This window comes from Dactylosporangium salmoneum, from assembly GCF_039532525.1.
GTDB lineage: Bacteria > Actinomycetota > Actinomycetes > Mycobacteriales > Micromonosporaceae > Dactylosporangium > Dactylosporangium salmoneum.
Genome location: NZ_BAAARV010000079.1, coordinates 68,972 through 84,862, shown reverse-complemented (window position 1 = coordinate 84,862; position 15,891 = coordinate 68,972). Strand labels below are relative to the sequence as shown.

At 72.8% G+C, this 15,891-nt stretch carries 15 protein-coding genes; 7 read left to right on the top strand and 8 right to left on the bottom strand.

The genetic code is table 11. The features are described 5' to 3' along the window. Together ABD352_RS40565 and ABD352_RS40560 are read right to left on the bottom strand one after the other, a co-directional pair. On the bottom strand, positions 1-816 hold an 816-nt coding region (locus ABD352_RS40565; RefSeq protein ID WP_344617899.1), incomplete at its 3' end, for a M17 family peptidase N-terminal domain-containing protein. A 128-nt stretch (positions 817-944) separates the two neighbouring features. Beyond that, positions 945-1,112 carry a DUF3117 domain-containing protein gene (locus ABD352_RS40560; RefSeq protein ID WP_081971220.1) on the bottom strand — a complete coding sequence of 56 codons (168 nt, stop codon included), beginning with the start codon at positions 1,110-1,112 and terminating at the stop codon, positions 945-947. Between the two features lie 222 nt (positions 1,113-1,334). Between ABD352_RS40560 and ABD352_RS40555 the strand changes: the two genes are divergently transcribed. The 4 genes from ABD352_RS40555 to ABD352_RS40540 all read left to right on the top strand — a co-directional run bounded on the left by ABD352_RS40555 (position 1,335) and on the right by ABD352_RS40540 (position 6,391). Further along, entirely contained in the window at positions 1,335-2,141 is an 807-nt protein-coding gene (locus tag ABD352_RS40555; protein WP_344617898.1) for a PaaX family transcriptional regulator, read from the top strand. Between the two features lie 14 nt (positions 2,142-2,155). Next, a complete protein-coding gene (locus ABD352_RS40550) occupies positions 2,156-2,944 on the top strand; it encodes an enoyl-CoA hydratase-related protein (protein WP_425553858.1) in 789 nt (262 codons plus the stop codon). Positions 2,945-2,990: 46 nt separating this feature from the next. Continuing rightward, positions 2,991-4,247 (top strand): DUF1800 domain-containing protein, encoded by a 1,257-nt coding sequence (locus ABD352_RS40545; protein ID WP_344617896.1) that lies wholly within the window; start codon positions 2,991-2,993, stop codon positions 4,245-4,247. Between the two features lie 917 nt (positions 4,248-5,164). Next, complete coding sequence (locus ABD352_RS40540; protein ID WP_344617895.1) at positions 5,165-6,391, top strand: DUF1501 domain-containing protein; 1,227 nt, start codon at positions 5,165-5,167, stop codon at positions 6,389-6,391. Positions 6,392-6,452: 61 nt separating this feature from the next. Here the strand turns inward: ABD352_RS40540 and ABD352_RS40535 are convergent, their stop codons facing one another. Beyond that, positions 6,453-7,673 (bottom strand): DNA-3-methyladenine glycosylase family protein, encoded by a 1,221-nt coding sequence (locus tag ABD352_RS40535; RefSeq protein ID WP_344617894.1) that lies wholly within the window; start codon positions 7,671-7,673, stop codon positions 6,453-6,455. Positions 7,674-7,726: 53 nt separating this feature from the next. Further along, positions 7,727-8,317, bottom strand: a complete 591-nt coding sequence (locus ABD352_RS40530) for an O-methyltransferase (RefSeq protein WP_344617893.1) — start codon at positions 8,315-8,317, stop codon at positions 7,727-7,729. A gap of 175 nt (positions 8,318-8,492) precedes the next feature. Between ABD352_RS40530 and ABD352_RS40525 the strand changes: the two genes are divergently transcribed. Both ABD352_RS40525 and ABD352_RS40520 read left to right on the top strand, forming a co-directional pair. Continuing rightward, positions 8,493-9,812 carry a S1C family serine protease gene (locus ABD352_RS40525; RefSeq protein WP_344617892.1) on the top strand — a complete coding sequence of 440 codons (1,320 nt, stop codon included), beginning with the start codon at positions 8,493-8,495 and terminating at the stop codon, positions 9,810-9,812. 70 nt (positions 9,813-9,882) lie between these two features. Beyond that, the gene (locus tag ABD352_RS40520) at positions 9,883-10,311 is read left to right on the top strand and encodes a Sec-independent protein translocase subunit TatB (protein WP_344617891.1); all 429 of its coding nucleotides are present in this window, start codon (positions 9,883-9,885) and stop codon (positions 10,309-10,311) included. A gap of 473 nt (positions 10,312-10,784) precedes the next feature. Here ABD352_RS40520 and ABD352_RS40515 read toward each other — a convergent pair whose 3' ends face one another. From ABD352_RS40515 to ABD352_RS40505, 3 genes are all read right to left on the bottom strand, one after another. Further along, a complete protein-coding gene (locus ABD352_RS40515) occupies positions 10,785-11,927 on the bottom strand; it encodes a P-loop NTPase (protein ID WP_344617890.1) in 1,143 nt (380 codons plus the stop codon). Positions 11,928-12,094: 167 nt separating this feature from the next. Further along, complete coding sequence (locus ABD352_RS40510; RefSeq protein WP_344617889.1) at positions 12,095-12,694, bottom strand: DUF1003 domain-containing protein; 600 nt, start codon at positions 12,692-12,694, stop codon at positions 12,095-12,097. Then, positions 12,687-13,973, bottom strand: coding sequence for a magnesium transporter MgtE N-terminal domain-containing protein (locus ABD352_RS40505; RefSeq protein WP_344617888.1), 1,287 nt, complete (start codon positions 13,971-13,973; stop codon positions 12,687-12,689). Before ABD352_RS40505 ends, ABD352_RS40510 begins: the two co-directional genes overlap by 8 nt. Positions 13,974-14,055: 82 nt before the next feature. On the opposite strand from ABD352_RS40505, the gene ABD352_RS40500 reads away from it, so the two are divergent. Further along, positions 14,056-14,913, top strand: coding sequence for a PhzF family phenazine biosynthesis protein (locus ABD352_RS40500; RefSeq protein WP_344617887.1), 858 nt, complete (start codon positions 14,056-14,058; stop codon positions 14,911-14,913). Here ABD352_RS40500 and ABD352_RS40495 read toward each other — a convergent pair. Beyond that, on the bottom strand, positions 14,859-15,812 hold the full coding sequence (locus tag ABD352_RS40495) for a DMT family transporter (RefSeq protein WP_344617886.1): 954 nt from the start codon (positions 15,810-15,812) through the stop codon (positions 14,859-14,861). The genes ABD352_RS40500 and ABD352_RS40495 overlap by 55 nt on opposite strands. Positions 15,813-15,891 lie beyond the last annotated feature (79 nt).

The window sequence follows — 15,891 nt, the reverse complement described above, 5'->3', positions numbered from 1 at the left end:
CTTCATGCCGCTCAGCGGCTTGATGCAGATGCCGCCGGTGTCGAAGGTGATGCCCTTGCCGACCAGCACTACGTGCCGCTTGGCCCCGCGCGGGCGCCACGACAGCTCGACCAGCCGCGGGCCGCGCTCGGTGGCCGCGCCCCGCCCGACGGCGAGGATCGCGTTGAAGCCCTGGGCGGCAAGGTAGGCCGGCTCGCGCACCTCGACCGTCAGGCCGGGCACGCCGGAGGCGGCCTTGACCACCTGACGGGCGAACCAGGCCGGCGTCTTGCGATCGCTGGGCATGTTGGTCAGGTCACGGGCCAGCACGGTGGCGGTCACGACGGCGCGGGCCTGGTCGAGCGCCTGCTCGAGCAGGCCCGTCGGGGTGCCGGCCGGCAGCGCCACCGTCACCCGGCGCAGCGCGTCAGGCTCGGCGTCGTCGGCCAGGCGGAAGCGGTAGGAGGCCAGCCAGAGGCCCTCGGCCAGGCCGCGGACGGCTTCGGGAAGCGTGTCCTGCGGTACCAGAACGCGTAACGACGGCTCGGAACGGGCCTTGCGGGCCAGCGCGGCGCCCGCGGCCCGCCAACCGGCCTCGTCTCCGTCGCCGATGCCCACGAACAGCAGGCGCGACGGCTTGCGCCCGGGCCGGGGCAAGATGTGCACGGAGCCGGCCGACCCCGAGTGCTCGACGTCCTCCAGGAACGTCGCACACTCTTCGAGGTCGGCCGGACCGAGCTTGAGCAGGTCGAGAGCGGCAGAAGGGGAGCCGGACGGGACGACTACAGCGACCGCGCCGGAGGCGCTGCGGGCTGTGGCGAACCTGATGTCCAGCAAGGGGAACCCTCCAATTTCTGCGCACACCGATGGGAGCGACCACCAGGGCCACCCCAGTAACCCGAAAGCAGAGTCTCAACCCGAAAGCAGAGCCTCAACCCGAAGGTTAGAGCCAAACGCCGGAAGACTCAGCCGGTGGCCGTCTTCAGCGCCTCGCTGAGCTCGTTGGCCTCATCCTTGGTCATCTCGACGACAAGCCGCCCACCACCCTCGAGCGGCACGCGCATGACGATGCCGCGGCCCTCCTTGGTGACCTCCAGCGGACCGTCGCCTGTCCGCGGCTTCATGGCCGCCATGTTGTCTCCCTTCGCTTCCTGATGTCCCAGACATCAGGCGGCACAGCCGTCCCCGCATGCCCGGCGCGCCAGCTCACGGGGCCGCGGCCGGACCCGTCGGCTCCGTGATGTACGCGCCAACCGTTGATTTTCCCTGATGATGGCCCCAAGACCCAAACCGGGCCGCGATCCTTGTGACATCTTCTGGCGGAATGTGCCGGTCAACTGTCACAATAAGCGGCCATGCAGGCCCGGTCGGCCCTCTTTGATCTGTACGGCGACCATCTCCGCCCGCGCGGAGGGCGGGCCGCGGTCGCGGCTCTCGTGCGCCTGCTCGCCCCCCTCGGCATCGCCGCTCCCGCCGTCCGCACCGCCATCTCACGGATGGTCCGGCAGGGCTGGCTCCATCCTCTACGTTTGCCGACCGGTCCGGGCTACGGCATCACCCCGAAGGCGGCACGCCGCCTGGACGCCGCCGGCGCCCGGATCTACCGCACCCAGCGGCCGGGTGGTGGTCTCGCGGCCGCCTGGACTGGCCGATTCGATCTCATCACGCTCGAACCGCCCGCGCATCGCGGCGCGCGGGCGAGACTGGTGGCGAACCTGGGATTCCTCGGGTACGGCTCGATCGACGGCTCGACCTGGATCTCCCCGCGCCCGGGGGAGGGCGTCGACGCCCTGCTGACGGAGGCCGGTGTGCGCTACGACCGATTCGAGGCGGAGCATTCGGGTGGTACCGATGGGGCGATCAAACTCGTGGCGAGGGCCTGGGACCTCGACGGGATCGCCGCGGCCTACGACGAGTTCGTCGAGCGCCTCACCCCGCTCGTCACCGCCGTCGGCCCGGGAACGCCCGACGAGCGCGCCTACGCGGTGCGGTTCACGCTCGTGCACGCCTGGCGCGCGTTCCTCTTCCGCGACCCGCAGCTACCGCCCGAGCTGCTGCCCGAGCGCTGGGCCGGCACCGCGGCCGCGGCGTTCTTCGACCACCACGCCCACCGGCTGCGCCCCGCCGCGGACCGGTTCGTGGATGCCTGCCTGACCCTCTAATGTTTGGAGTACCGATGGAGCTGCTCGTCGAGCGCACCGAGAACGGCGTTGCGATCGTCACCCTCAACCGGCCCGAGGCCCTCAACTCGCTGAACAACGCGCTCAAGGTGGCCCTGCGCGACACGTTGCAAGAGCTTCGAGACGACGCGACGGTACGGGCGATCGTCCTCGCCGCCGCCGGCCGCGCGTTCTGCGGGGGCCAGGACCTGCGCGAGCACGTCGAGTCCCTGGAGGCGGGCACGGGCGCGTCGCTGTCGACCGTGACCGAGCACTACAACCCGATCGCCACGCTGCTCGGCGGCATGCCGAAGCCGGTCGTGGCGGCGGTGCGCGGCATGGCGGCCGGCGCCGGCGCCTCCCTCGCGCTGCTGGCCGACTTCCGGGTCGGCGGCCCCAAGACGGCGTTCCTCATGGCCTTCGCCAACGTCGGCCTGGCCGGCGACACGGGCATCTCCTGGACGCTCCCGCGCATCGTCGGGCACGCCAAGGCCGTCGAACTGCTGCTGCTCGCCGAGCCGGTGGACGCGCAGACCGCCTTCGGCCTGGGCATGCTCACCCGCCTCGCCGAGACCGACGACGACGTGCTGCCGACCGCCCTCGAGCTCGCCGACCGCCTCGCCGCCGGCCCGACCATCGCCTACGGGCAGATCAAGCGCGAGCTGGCCACCGGCGGCTCCGGGTCGCTGGCCGACGCGCTGGCGGTGGAGGCCGAGGCCCAGGCCACCTGCGGGCACACCACCGATCACCAGCACGCCACGGCGGCCTTCGTGCAGAAGCAGAAGCCGGTCTTCAAGGGAGCCTGAGCCTTCCTTAACGAGGCTCGTACAAACGCCGCATAGCCTGGGGTCCATGGCCGATCGTGAGAAGGTTGCGCATCTGCTGCGCCGGGCGACGTTCGGGCCCACGGCGGAGGAGGTCGACGCGGCCGAGTCCAAGGGCCCGGCCGCGACCCTCGACGCCCTCTTCAACCCGCCCGCCACCGACGCCGGCGCCGACCGCACCCCGCTGCCCAAGCTCGGCATGGTCGTCAACGAGAAGACCGACCGAGCCGAGCAGATCCGCCAGGTCGGCGCCTGGTGGCTCGACCGCATGGTGCAGGCCGAGCACCAGGTGCACGAGAAGCTGACCTTCTTCTGGCACGGCCACTGGGCCACCTCCGCCGACAAGGTCAAGTCCGGCCCGCTCATGCTGAACCAGCAGCAGACCCTCTTCCGCACCGCCCTGGGCCCCTTCGCCACCCAGGCCCACACGATGCTTCGCGACCCGGCGCTCATCGTCTGGCTCGACGGGCAGAAGAACACCGACAAGGCCCCGAACGAGAACCTCGCCCGGGAGCTCATGGAGCTGTTCACCCTGGGCGTGGGCCACTACACGGAGCAGGATGTCCGGGAGGGCGCCCGGGCCCTGACCGGCTGGGTCGTCGACAACAAGTCCGGCACGGCCTCGTTCAACGCCAAGCGCCACGACGCCCGCCCGAAGACCATCCTGGGCCAGACCGGCAACTACGACGCCGACGGTTTCGCCGACCTCCTGCTGGCCCAGCCCGCGAGCCCGGAGTTCATCGCCCGGAGGCTCTGGCTGCGGTACTGCAGCGACGCCCCGATCCCGCAGCCCGCCCTCGACCGGGCCAAGACCCAGACCACCACGGCCGCCATGCTGCGCGAGCTGCTCTCCGCCGACGGCCACGCCGAACTGGTCAAGCAGCCCGTCGAGTGGCTGGTCGGCGCACTCCGCCAGCTCGGTATCCGCCCCGGCGGCCTCAACGACAACCAGCGCAAGCAGCTCCAGTCGGGCCTGACCCAGCTCGGCCAGGTCCCGCTGCGCCCGCCGAGCGTGGGCGGCTGGCCCGCCGGTGCGGCCTGGCTGACCACCTCGGCCACCCAGGCCCGCATCAAGCTCGCCCAGTCCTTGGCCGCTCAGGCCCCGCGGCCGGCCCTGGACCGCCTGACCGCCGTCCCACCCGCCCAACGCCCGGCCGCCCTGGCCCGCCTGCTGGTGATCGACAAGTTCACGGACCGCACGTTGGCCGCGCTGACTCCGGCCGCGGCCGACCCCCGCCGCCTGCTCACCGTGGGCCTTGCCAGCCCCGAGTACGCGGTCAGCTGACATGCCCCACCACCCCGGCCCAACCGATCCCAGCCCGCCCCACCGCGCCCCGGCCATCTCCAGCCTGGTCCACGGCCTGGTCCAGCGCGGCCCAACCGACTCTGGCCCGGTCCACTGTGGCGGGGTCGACTCCGGCCTGGCCCATCTCGCCCCGGTACATCCCGGCTCAGCCGACGCCGGCCTGGTTTACAGCGGTCTGGTCCAGCGTGGCTCAGCCGACTCTGGCCCGGTCCACTGCGGCGGGGTCGACTCCGGCCTGGCCCATCTCGCCCCGGTACACCCCGGCTCAGCCGACGCCGGCCTGGTTTACAGCGGTCTGGTCCAGCGTGGCCCAGCCGACTCTGGCCCGGTCCACTGCGGCGGGGTCGACTCCGGCCTGGCCCATCTCGCCCCGGTACACCCCGGCTCAGCCGACGCCGGCCTGGTTTACAGCGGTCTGGTCCAGCGCGGCCCAGCCGACTCTGGCCCAGTCCACTGCGGCGCGGTCGACTCCGGCCCGGCCCAACCCGACCTGGCCCATCCGGGCCCGGTCCATCCAGCCCCGGCGGACTCCGGCCTGGGCCACATCGGCCCGGGACCCCGTGACCGCAGGCGTGCGGCGGGGCGCGACCGGAGCCGGCGGGCCGCGGCGGCATGCGGCCTGCCCGTGGACCGCGGTCCGGACGCCAGCCAGTCAAGACCAGCCGCAGCCGAGGCCCGCAGCCTCGCGACCACCGCGCCGGGCGCCGGCGACGGGCGCCGGGATGCAGGGCCGGGCGTCGGGATGCGGGGCCGGGCGTCGGGATGCGGGGCCGGGCGTCGGGATGCGGGGCCGGGCGTCGGGATGCGGGGCCGGGCGCCGGGATGCGGCGAACGGTCCTCCCTATGCAGTTCTGTCGTGTTCATCAGCAATCGTTCGCACCGTTGAAGGAGGCGGCATGGACGCCCTCACCCGTAGGAAGTTCCTGATCGCCAGCGGCGTGGTCGGGGGAGCGGCCCTCGCCGCCGGCAGCGCCTGGACGCTGCGCGACATCTTCGACACCGCCACCTGGGACGACCGGCCCGGGGACGCCAAGACGCTCGTGCTCGTCACCCTGTACGGGGGCAACGACGGACTGGCCAACGTCATTCCGTACGCCGACAAGGCCTACGCCCCGGCCCGCCACGAGCTGGCGTACAAGCCCGAGGAGGTGCTCAAGCTCGACGACACCCTCGGGCTCAACCCCGGGCTGGCCGGGCTCAAGCGCCTGTACGACGCCAAGAAGCTGGCCATCGTCCGCGGCGTCGGCTACCCGAAGCCCGACCACAGTCACTTCCGTTCGATGGACATCTGGCAGACCGCTCAGCCCGATCAGCCCGGCAACACCGGCTGGCTCGGCCGGTGGCTGGACACCTTCGGCGGCGACCCGCGCCACGCCGTCTCCTTCGAACCCGTCCTCCCTCCGTTGCTCGCCGGCACCACCACGGCCGGCGCCGCGGTGCCCGTCAGCGGGCTGGCCCTGCCCGGCGGCGTGAAGCCCGAGATGCTCACCGCCCTCGGCAAGCCCTCCGACGGCGAGTCCCCGCTGCAGGCCCGGGCCGCCCGCGCCTTCGCCGACCTCGTCGAGGTCGACGCCCTCATCCACAGCGTCGACGAGTCCGGCGCCTCCGACGAAGCCTCGTCCTCGTCCGGCACCGCGACCGGCGGCCGCTCCGATCTCAAGACCCAGCTCGACCTCGTCGCCCGCTGCGTCGAGGCCGGCGTGGCCACCCGCGTCTTCTCCGTCTCGCTCGGCGGCTTCGACCTGCACGCCGAGGAGCGCAACTCGCAGGAGATCCTGCTCAAGCTCCTCGACGGCGCGCTCACCGGCTTCGCCGAGCGCATGGCGAGGACCGAGGCCGGCCGCAAGGTCGTCGTCGCCGTGTACTCCGAGTTCGGCCGCCGCGTCGCCGCCAACGGCTCCGACGGCACCGACCACGGCACGGCGTCCAACATGTTCATCCTCGGCAGCCCGGTCCGCGGCGGCCTCTACGGCGAGCAGCCCAGCCTCGCCGACCTGGACAACGGCGACCTGAAGTTCACCACCGACTTCCGCTCCGTCTACGCCACCCTTCTCCGCGACGTGCTCGACGCCGACCCCGAGCGGATCCTGGGCTACAAGACCCCGCTTGAGGGCATCCTGTAGGACCGCACCCGCCGCCGCGGCCACACGCGGCGGCGGATGCGATCCCTCGAACGACCCGGACTCAGTCGCCGGCGAGGGCGTCGGGCCCGGCGTCACCCTCCGCGGGGGCGGGCTCGCGGCCGGCCGCCCCGTCGGCGCCGACCAGGGCCAGTGCCCGCCGCCCGTCCTCCGCGCCGCTCGTGGCCGCAGCCCCCGTGCACGACGGCAGCGTCAGGGCCGGGGGCAAGCCGGATGCCTGGCTCGACTTGGCCAGTGCGGCGCCGCCGAGCCGGGCGCGGCCGCGTGGCGAGCGGGGACGGCGCGTCGCCGGGGGCCGCTGCCGCAGCCGCTCCGCCCGCTCGGCCCGCCCCCGCGCCTTCTTCTCCTGGTCCAGCCAGCCCAGGGCAGTCCGGCAGGTGTACGCCCACCAGCCCACCCATCGCCCGTAGCGCTCCCGGAGCTCGTCCGGGGCGGGCGGCGGGTCGCCGTACACCCCCTTGGCGGTCCGGACGAACTGCTCCATCTCCAGCGGCACGGCGTCGGGCCGGCCGAGGACCCGCAGCAGCAGCGCGTGGGCGGTGTAGGCCCCCACCCCGCGCACGGCGAGCAGCGCGGCCCTCGCCTCCTCGTACGGCCCGTGCCGCAGCAGTTCCTCGTCGAGCGCCGCGACGCCGCCGATCAGCTCGGCCAGGCGGTTCGCCCGCGCCATCACGCCCACGTACGGCAGAAACTGCTCCGGGGTCAGCGCGGTCAGCGTGGACAGGTCGGGGAAGGCGACGAAGTCCTCGCCGTCCGCCTGGGCCATCGGTCCGAGGTGGATGGTCAGCCGGCGCTTGTGCAGCGACGCGTACCACTGGGCGGAGTTCTGGACGAGGGCGAAATACGCCACTCCCTCGGCCAGGCTCGCGAACCGCACCTGGTGCAGGCCGGCCGCCACCGACAGCAGCGGGCGGACCGGCTCGTCGGCCTCGGCGATCCGCAGGAACTCGGCGCGGTCGTCGGTGAGGCCCAGCCAGGCGGAGACCCGCGCGCCGACGTCGTCGAGCTCGGGCGGGGTCAAGGGGGCGGCGCTGTGCACGGTCAGGGCCACCCCCGGCGCGCCGTCGTCGCGCGCGGTGACACCGGCAACGACCGCGGACGACGGGTCGGACGGGTGGGTGAAGGCGCGCCGGACGCCGTGCTCGTCGAGCCGCACGTCGCGCAGGCCGGGCTGGAAGCCGGCGATCGCGCGCAGCGTGCACCGCAGGTCGAAGGGGGTCGTGGCGGACAGGAGAGTCTGGGTGGTGATGCCGAGTTCGGTCATGGGGGCATCGTCGGGCGCGGGTACGACAGTTTTCGGGGAGGGCGGGGGAGTGGCTACTGTGCGCGAGCGGCGATCATCAGTCCGTCATCGAGGGGGAGCAGGGCCGGGACCCAGGCGTCGCTGTCGCGCAGGGACTTGACGGCTTCACGCAGCAGTACCGTCTCCGCGTCTCTCATCGTGGGATCGGAGACCCGGCCGCCGGCCAGGGCGCCGGCCAGCACGAGCGTCCCGCCAGGGCGCAGCAGGCGCTCCGCGGCGACGACCACCGGCGCGTACTCGCCCGGGTCGTGGTCGACGAAGACCAGGTCGTAGGCCCGGTCGGCCAGGCGCGGCAGCACGTCGAGGGCGCGCCCGGTGATGATCCGGGTGCGCGAGGGCGGGTTGCCGGCGGCCGAGAACACGCGGCGCGCGACCCGCTGGTGCTCCGCCTCGAAGTCGATCGTGGTGAGCACCCCGTCGCGGCGCATCCCGCGCAGCAGCCAGCCGCCGCTCACCCCGGTGCCGGTGCCGACCTCGACCACGGCCTTGGCGTTGCTCACCGCCGCGATCACCCGCAGCGCCGCACCGCAGCCCCGGCTCACCGCAGTGATGCCCAGCTCGTAGGCCCCCTCGCGGGCGGCCGTCAGCACCGGGTCCTCGGACACGTACCCGTCGATGAAGTCAGCGGTCCGGGCGGAAGCGGTAATGGGACACCCCTTATGAGGATTTGGCGCAAGGTCCAGAAGAAATCGATCGACCGCAAGCCTAGGAGACCTCGCCCGCACATGCTTGATGCCGGGTCGTGTAATGCTGGATGCGAAACGGACGGAGGAGCCGATCGTGACAGACGGTTCGGCCTGGCGGCAGCCGGGCCCCGGCGCGCCGACCAGCAGCAGCGGCTGGGGAGCGCGCCCCACGTGGGCCACACCCGGCGCACCCCAGGCAGGGCCGCAGCCAGCGCCCAACAGCTGGTGGTCCGACGCGCTGGCAGACCCGTGGCGCGACCCCGACGCCCCCGTCGTGGTGGTCAAGACCCCGTCGGACGAAGCCCCGGAGCTGGAGAAGCCGCCTCCGCCCTCCAGCGGCCCGCGGGTGGGCATCGGGCTCGTGCTGGTCGTGTCGATCGTCACGGCGCTGCTCGCCGGGGCCCTCGGCGGCACGCTCGGGTACGTCTTCGCGGTCGGCGGGGGCGGCAGCCTCGGCGGCCAGATCGGCGGGAACGCGCCGCTGAACAACCGGCCGCCCGAGTCCCTCGCGGCGCTGGCCAAGAAGGTGCTCCCGAGCGTGGTCACGATCAGCGTGCGGGTCGGCAACGGCACGTCGCTCGGCTCCGGCTTCGTGGTCTCCTCCGACGGCCACGTCATCACCAACAACCACGTGGTGGAGGGCGGCAACGACACCGCCACGATCCGCTTCAGCGACGCCACGGTGGCCACGGCAAAGGTGATCGGCAGCGACCCGGAGTCCGACATCGCGGTCCTGAAGATCGACACCAACGGCCTGCCCGACAGCGAGCTGGCGCCTGTCGAGTTCGGCAACTCCGACCAGGTCCAGGTCGGCGACCCGGTGGTCGCCGTCGGCGCGCCGCTCGGGCTGACCAGCACGGTGACCTACGGCGTGGTCAGCTACCTCGACCGCCCGATCCGCACCAGCGAGGGCGGCACCTCGCGCTACTACGCGGCCATCCAGACCGACGCGGCGGTCAACCAGGGCAACTCCGGCGGCCCGCTCTTCGACGCCGCCGGCCGCGTGGTCGGCATCAACTCCGTGATCGGCACCCTGTCCGAGGACCAGTCCAGCGCCGGCAACGTCGGCCTGGCCTTCGCCATCCCGATCAACCACGCCCGGCGCATCGCCACCGACATCATCAACACCGGCAAGGCCCGGCGCACGGTGATGGGCGTGCAGGTCGACGCGTCCTACCAGAACCCGCTCGGCGGCGCCCGGCTCACCCAGGTCGAGGCCGGCGGCCCGGCCGAGGCGGGCGGGCTCAAGGCCGGCGACGTGGTCCTGGCGGTCAACGGCAAGCCGATCGAGGAGTCGTGGGACCTCACCGCCCTGGTGCGCAGGTACGCGCCCGGGGACACCGTGGAAATCCGATACCTGCGCGGCACGGCGAGGGCCAAGGCCTCCGTGACCTTGGTGGCCGACGCGAAGTGACCTGACCGGCCCTCCCCGAACCCCCGGGTGAGTGCGTAATCTAGCCCGAGAGAGCAGAGAGGGCCGGCACATGGGCTTGGAGAACATCGGCGGCTGGGAGTTCGTCGTGATCATCCTGGTCGGGCTGTTCATCTTCGGCCCCGACCGCTTGCCGAAGGCGATCAGCGACGGCGTGAAGATGCTGCGGCAGCTCCGCCAGATGGCGCGCAACGCGACGGGGGACCTGAGCAAGGAGCTGGGCACCGACATCCAGCTGGAAGACCTCCACCCGAAGACCTTCCTGCGCAAGCACCTGCTGAGCGAAGAGGACGAGGCCGCGCTGCGTAAGCCGCTGCAGGGCATCTACGACGACGTGCGCGGCGTCGCCGACCAGGTGAAGCGCGACGCCGAGTCGGCCGCGTCGGCCGCGAAGTCGGTCACCGCCCCGGCGCCCGCGCCGGTCCCGACCCCGGCTCCGCAGCAGCCCGCGATCAAGGCCTCCTGGGACGACGTCACCTGATTCTTTTCGGGACTCCGGTCCGCGCAACCAGGGCACCGTTGCTCCCGTCAGACACCGGTCGGCCCTGGGGGGCCTCCCTGCCAGCGCCGTCGTGCCAAGAGCAGCGCCCGCTCATCGCCACACACCCTGGAACACGCCTGCCGAGTCCGTGGCGCCAAGATCACCCCGGATAAGTCGGGCGCTGGCGCGCCCGACTTATCCGATTTATACCCTGACGGACGCCAAGTCCGACATCCGATGACATGGCGGCGTGGGTAAGGGCCAGATCCGATCTTTCCCCGGACAGGGTATAAGTCGGACATGTCGTGGCGCGCCAGCGCCCGACATGTCGCTTCCCTCCGCCATGCCGCCCGTCAGGGTATAAATCCGACATGTCGCGGCACGAAGTGCCCGACATGTCGAAAACGCCCGCAAAAGCGAACCGTTTGGCAGGCAGAGCCGGCCGCCGACGAAAGCGGCGGCCGGTCAGGACGTCAGCGGCCGGCGGGCTTCAGGCCCAGCGGCTTGCCGACCAGGCTCTCGCGGCGCAGCGCCAGCTTGTCGGCCACGGCGGAGAGGGCGGCCGCAGCCGGCGCGTCCGGAGTGGCCAGCACGAGCGGCAGCCCGGTGTCGCCAGCCTCCCGCAGCCGGGTGTCGAGCGGAATCTGGCCGAGCAGCGGCACGTTCGCGCCGACCGAGCGGCTCAGCGAGTCCGCCACCGTCTGGCCCCCGCCCGCGCCGAAGACCTCCATGCGCGTGCCGTCCGGGAGCTCCAGCCAGGACATGTTCTCCACGACCCCCACGATGCGCTGGTGGGTCTGCAGGGCGATCGAGCCGGCCCGCTCGGCCACCTCCGCGGCGGCGGCCTGCGGGGTGGTCACCACCAGGATCTCGGCCGACGGGAGGAGCTGGGCCAGCGAGATGGCCACGTCACCGGTGCCCGGCGGGAGGTCGAGCAGCAGGACGTCGAGCTCGCCCCAGTACACGTCGGCGAGGAACTGCTGCAGGGCGCGGTGCAGCATCGGGCCGCGCCAGACGACGGCGGCGTTGCCCGGGGTGAACATGCCGATGGAGATGACCTTCACGCCGTGGGCGGAGGGCGGCATGATCATGTTCTCGACCTGGGTGGGGCGGCCGTCGGCGCCGAGCATGCGGGGGACCGAGTGGCCGTAGATGTCGGCGTCGACCACGCCCACCGAGAGGCCGCGGGCGGCCAGGGCGGCGGCCAGGTTGACCGTGACGCTGGACTTGCCGACGCCGCCCTTGCCGCTGGCCACGGCGTAGACGCGGGTGCGCGAGCCGGGCTGGGAGAACGGGATGATCGGCTCCTGGACGTCGCCGCGGAGGCTCGTCTGGAGGGCCTTGCGCTGCTCCGGGGTCATCACGCCGAAGTCGATCTCGACGGCGGTGACGCCCGCGACGGCGCCGACCGCGCGGGTGATGTCCGTGCGCAGTTTGTCCTTCAGGGGGCAGCCGGCCACCGTGAGCAGGATGCCGATCGCGGCGACGCCGTCTTCGCGCAGCGTGACGTCGCGGACCATGCCCAACTCGGTGATGGGCCGGCGGATCTCGGGGTCGTCGACGGTCGCGAGCGCGGCGGTGATCGCGTCCTTGACGGTGGTGGCCGGGGCTGACATGGGTGCCATGGTACGTCGGGACCGGCCCGGACCCCGACGAGAAGCCCGACGGGAGGAACGCATCACACGTGGCACACGAATGGGGGTTGTCCCCGTGCCCAAGCCGGTGCGAACATCGTTTACACGCCGCGCGCCTCGCCCCTTGAGGCACGCGGCGTTATGCATGCTCAGCGCCGCCGGCGCGGCGGTTCGTCGGAGTCCACCGCATCGTCCGGTTCGCCGAGGGGGTCCGGTGCGAGGGGGTCGCCCAGTGTGCCGAGCGCCTTGCGGACCTTCTTGCGCTCCGCCTTGGCCCGCCGATCGGCCGCCTCGTCGAGCTCCTCGGCCACCCGGGCCAGCTCCGAACGCAGGAAGTCGCGGGTTGCCACCTCGCCGAGGGCGATGCGCAGCGCCGCGATCTCCCGGGCCAGGTACTCCGTGTCCGCCTTCTGCGCCGCCGCCCGCCGCCGGTCCTCCTCGGACGCCAGCCGGTCCCGGTCGGCCTGCCGGTTCTGCGCGAGCAGGATGAGCGGCGCGGCGTACGACGCCTGCAGCGACAGGATCAGGGTGAGGAACGTGAACGTGTAGGGGTCGAACTGCCAGCTGCGCGGGGTGAGCGTGTTCCAGGCGATCCAGGCAAGGATCACGATCGTCATGTAGACGAGGAACTTCGCCGTCCCCATGAACCGCGCGATGCCCTCCGACCACTGCCCGAAGGCCTCGGGGTCGAAGCGGGGCAGCGTGATGCGAACCTCCCGCGGCTGGTCCAGCCGCCGGCGCTCAAGCACGGGGTCCGCCGCTGCCGGGCAGGGCGATGTTCAGGGTCTCGACGTGATCGCGGTCGCGCCAGTCCTCCGGCAACAGGTGGTCGAGCACGTCGTCCACGGTGACCGCGCCGACCAGCTTGTCGTTGTCGTCGACCACGGGCATCACCACCAGGTTGTAGGTCGCCATGCGACGGGTGATCTCGGCGAGCGGCGTAGCCGGCCCGAGCGGGTCGATGTCGTTGTCGACCACCCCGCCCAGCAGCGCCGAAGGTGGCTCCCGCAGCAGCCGCTGGAAGTGCACGACCCCGAGGTACCGCCCGGTCGGCGTGGCCATCGGCGGCCGCGTGACGAAGACGCCCGCGGCCACGGCCGGGGCCAGCTGCGGCTCCCGGATCCGGGCGAGCGCCTCGGCCACGGTGGCGTCGGGGGCCATGATGATCGGCTCGGAGGTCATGACGGCGCCGGCGGTGCCCGGGGCGTACTCCAGCAGAGCCCGCACCGGCGAGGCCTCGTCCGGCTCCATCAGGTCGAGCAGCACCTCCTGCTCGGGCTTGGGCATCTCGGCGAGCAGGTCGGCGGCGTCGTCCGGGTCCATCTCCTCGAGCACGTCGGCGGCCCGCTGCGGCTCCAGCGCGGTGATGATCTCCAGCTGGTCGTGCTCGGGCAGCTCCTCGAGCACGTCGGCGAGGCGCTCGTCGTCCAGCGCGGCGGCCACCTCGACCCGCCGGGTCTCCGACAGGTCCTGCAGCACGTTGGCCAGGTCGGCGGGGCGCATGTTGTCCAGCACGGCGAGCAGCCCGGCGGTGCCCTGGGTCTCCGGCTCGCCGGCCAGCCCGGTCACCTCGGCCCACTCGAGCTGGTTGAGGTGGCCGCGGCGGGTGAGCCGGCCGGTGAACTCCCGGACCGCGACCCGCGACAGCCACCACTCCCCGGCCCGGTCGGCGTCCATGGCCACGTCCACCACGGCGCCGGTGCGCCCGGTGGCGGCCACGGTGACGTGCCGGTCCACGAAGTCCTCCAGCACCAGCAGCTCGCCCGGGCGCCGCTCGAAGCGGCGCAGGTTGAGCGTGCCGGTGTTGAGCACCACGGCGTCGGGCTCGATCGCGGTGATCCGCCCGATCGGCAGGAAGATGCGCCGGCGCATCGGCATCTCGGCGACGAGTCCGACCACCCGGGGCGGCTGGCCGCCGGCCCGGGGCCGCACGACGGCGTCGCGCACCCGGCCGACCTGGTCACCGTTCGGATCGAACACGGTCAGGGTCGCCAGGCGCGCGATGTAGACCCTCGGCGCAGTGCTCACGAGGCTCAAGCCTACTTAAGGAATCCACCGCGTTGCGGTTGGACCGAACCCCGCGGCCCCGCGCCGCCTAGGCTTTGCGGATATGAGCATGCTGCGGTACTCCATCGTCGACGTCTTCACGGACCGCCCATTCACCGGCAACCCCCTGGCGATCGTCCACGACGCGCAGGACCTGGCCGGCGAGCAGATGCAGGCGATCGCGCGTGAGTTCAATCTCAGCGAGACGATCTTCGTGCTGCCGCCGTCGACCGAGCAGGCGACGTACCGCGTCCGGATCTTCACCCCGGGCACCGAGCTGCCCTTCGCCGGCCATCCGACGGTCGGCTGCGCGGTGACCCTGGTCCGCAACGGCGTGATCAAGGGGCCCGACGTGGTGCAGGAGTGCGGTGCGGGGCTCCTGCCGGTGCACGTGGACGAGGTGCACGGCGCGGCCACGGTGACCGGCGGCACCCCGACGATCGGCCCCGCGCTCGACCCCCTGCCGCTGCTGGAGTCGATCGGGCTCACCGAGGCGGACTACGTCGGCCCGGCGCCGCGCAAGGCCGGGTGCGGGCTGGAGTTCACGTTCCTGTCGGTGACCGACGAGGCCGTAGGCAAGCTGCGCCTGCTGCGGCCGGTGGACAACCTCAGCGTGTTCCACTGGGACGCCGAGCGGGGCGTCGCGCACGTGCGGGTGCTCGTGCCGGACGTCGGCGTGGCCGAGGACCCGGCGACCGGCTCCGCCGCGCTCGGGCTGGGCGTGTGGCTGGTCGGCAGCGGGCTGGTGCCGGGCGATGGGCTCACGCGGTACGAAATCGGCCAGGGTTTGGAAATGCACCGCCCGTCGGCGCTGCACTGCACCGTGACAGCAAGCGGAGGCGAGGCGGTGTCGGCCACCGTCTCCGGTCACGTGGTGCCGATCGCCTCGGGCGAGATGGTCGTCCCGCCCTTCGTCGGCTGATCGGGACCGCCCCGACGGCGGCGACCGCCCAGCAGCACCACCGCCACGCCGGCCAGCAGCACCGCGATGCCCGGCAGCGTGCGCGCCGCGGGCAGCTGGCCCAGCAGCAGCCAGGCGATGACCAGGGCGCCCGGCACCTCCAGCAGGAGCAGCACGGCGACCGTCGTGGCGCTCACCCGGTGCAGGGCGTAGCTGACCAGCGTGTGGCCGAGCAGCTGGGGCCCGGCCACCATGGCCGCGATGGCCAGGACGGTTCCGCGGTCGTACCCCCACAGCCGCACCCCCGCCGCCAGCCCGGCGATCAGCAGCAGCGCGGCGCAGACCGAGTAGCAGACCGTGGCGTACGCCGTCGTGGCCAGGCTGGCCCGCGCCCGCTCGCCGAGCAGTGTGTAGCCGGCGGCGGCGATCCCGCCGGTCAGCGCCAGGGCGTCGCCGAGCAGCGCCCGCCCGGACAGCTGCGGGTCCGCCCCGGTGGCCAGTGCCACCCCGGCGACCGCGATCGCGATGCCGACCCAGGTGCTGGCCGGCGACCGCACCCCGCGGGCCGCCGCGATCAGCGCGGTCCAGACCGGCGTGGTGCTGACCAGCGCCACGGACATCGCCACGCTGGTCAGCTTGGCGCTGGGCACCCAGGCGCCGAAGTGCACGGCCAGGCACGCCCCGGACAGCGCGGTGACGGCGAGGGTGCGCCGTCCGGCGCCCGGGCGCAGCAGGTCGCGCAGCTGCCCACGGCGGTGGGTCAGAGCCGGTGTGGCCAGGGCGGCCGCGCCCGCCGCGTTGCGCCAGAAGGCGATGCCGAGGGCCGGCGCGGCGGCGAACGCGATGAGCGGCGCCGACGAGGAGACGGCGACGATCGCGATCGCGAGCGCGGTAAACGTGGAAAGACCGACCTGGCGCATGGTGCGAATTGTCGTTGATCCGACACAAGTCGTTCCTGTGGGCGTGTAGACCGTTCGGAGGATATGAGGGGGGCCGAAC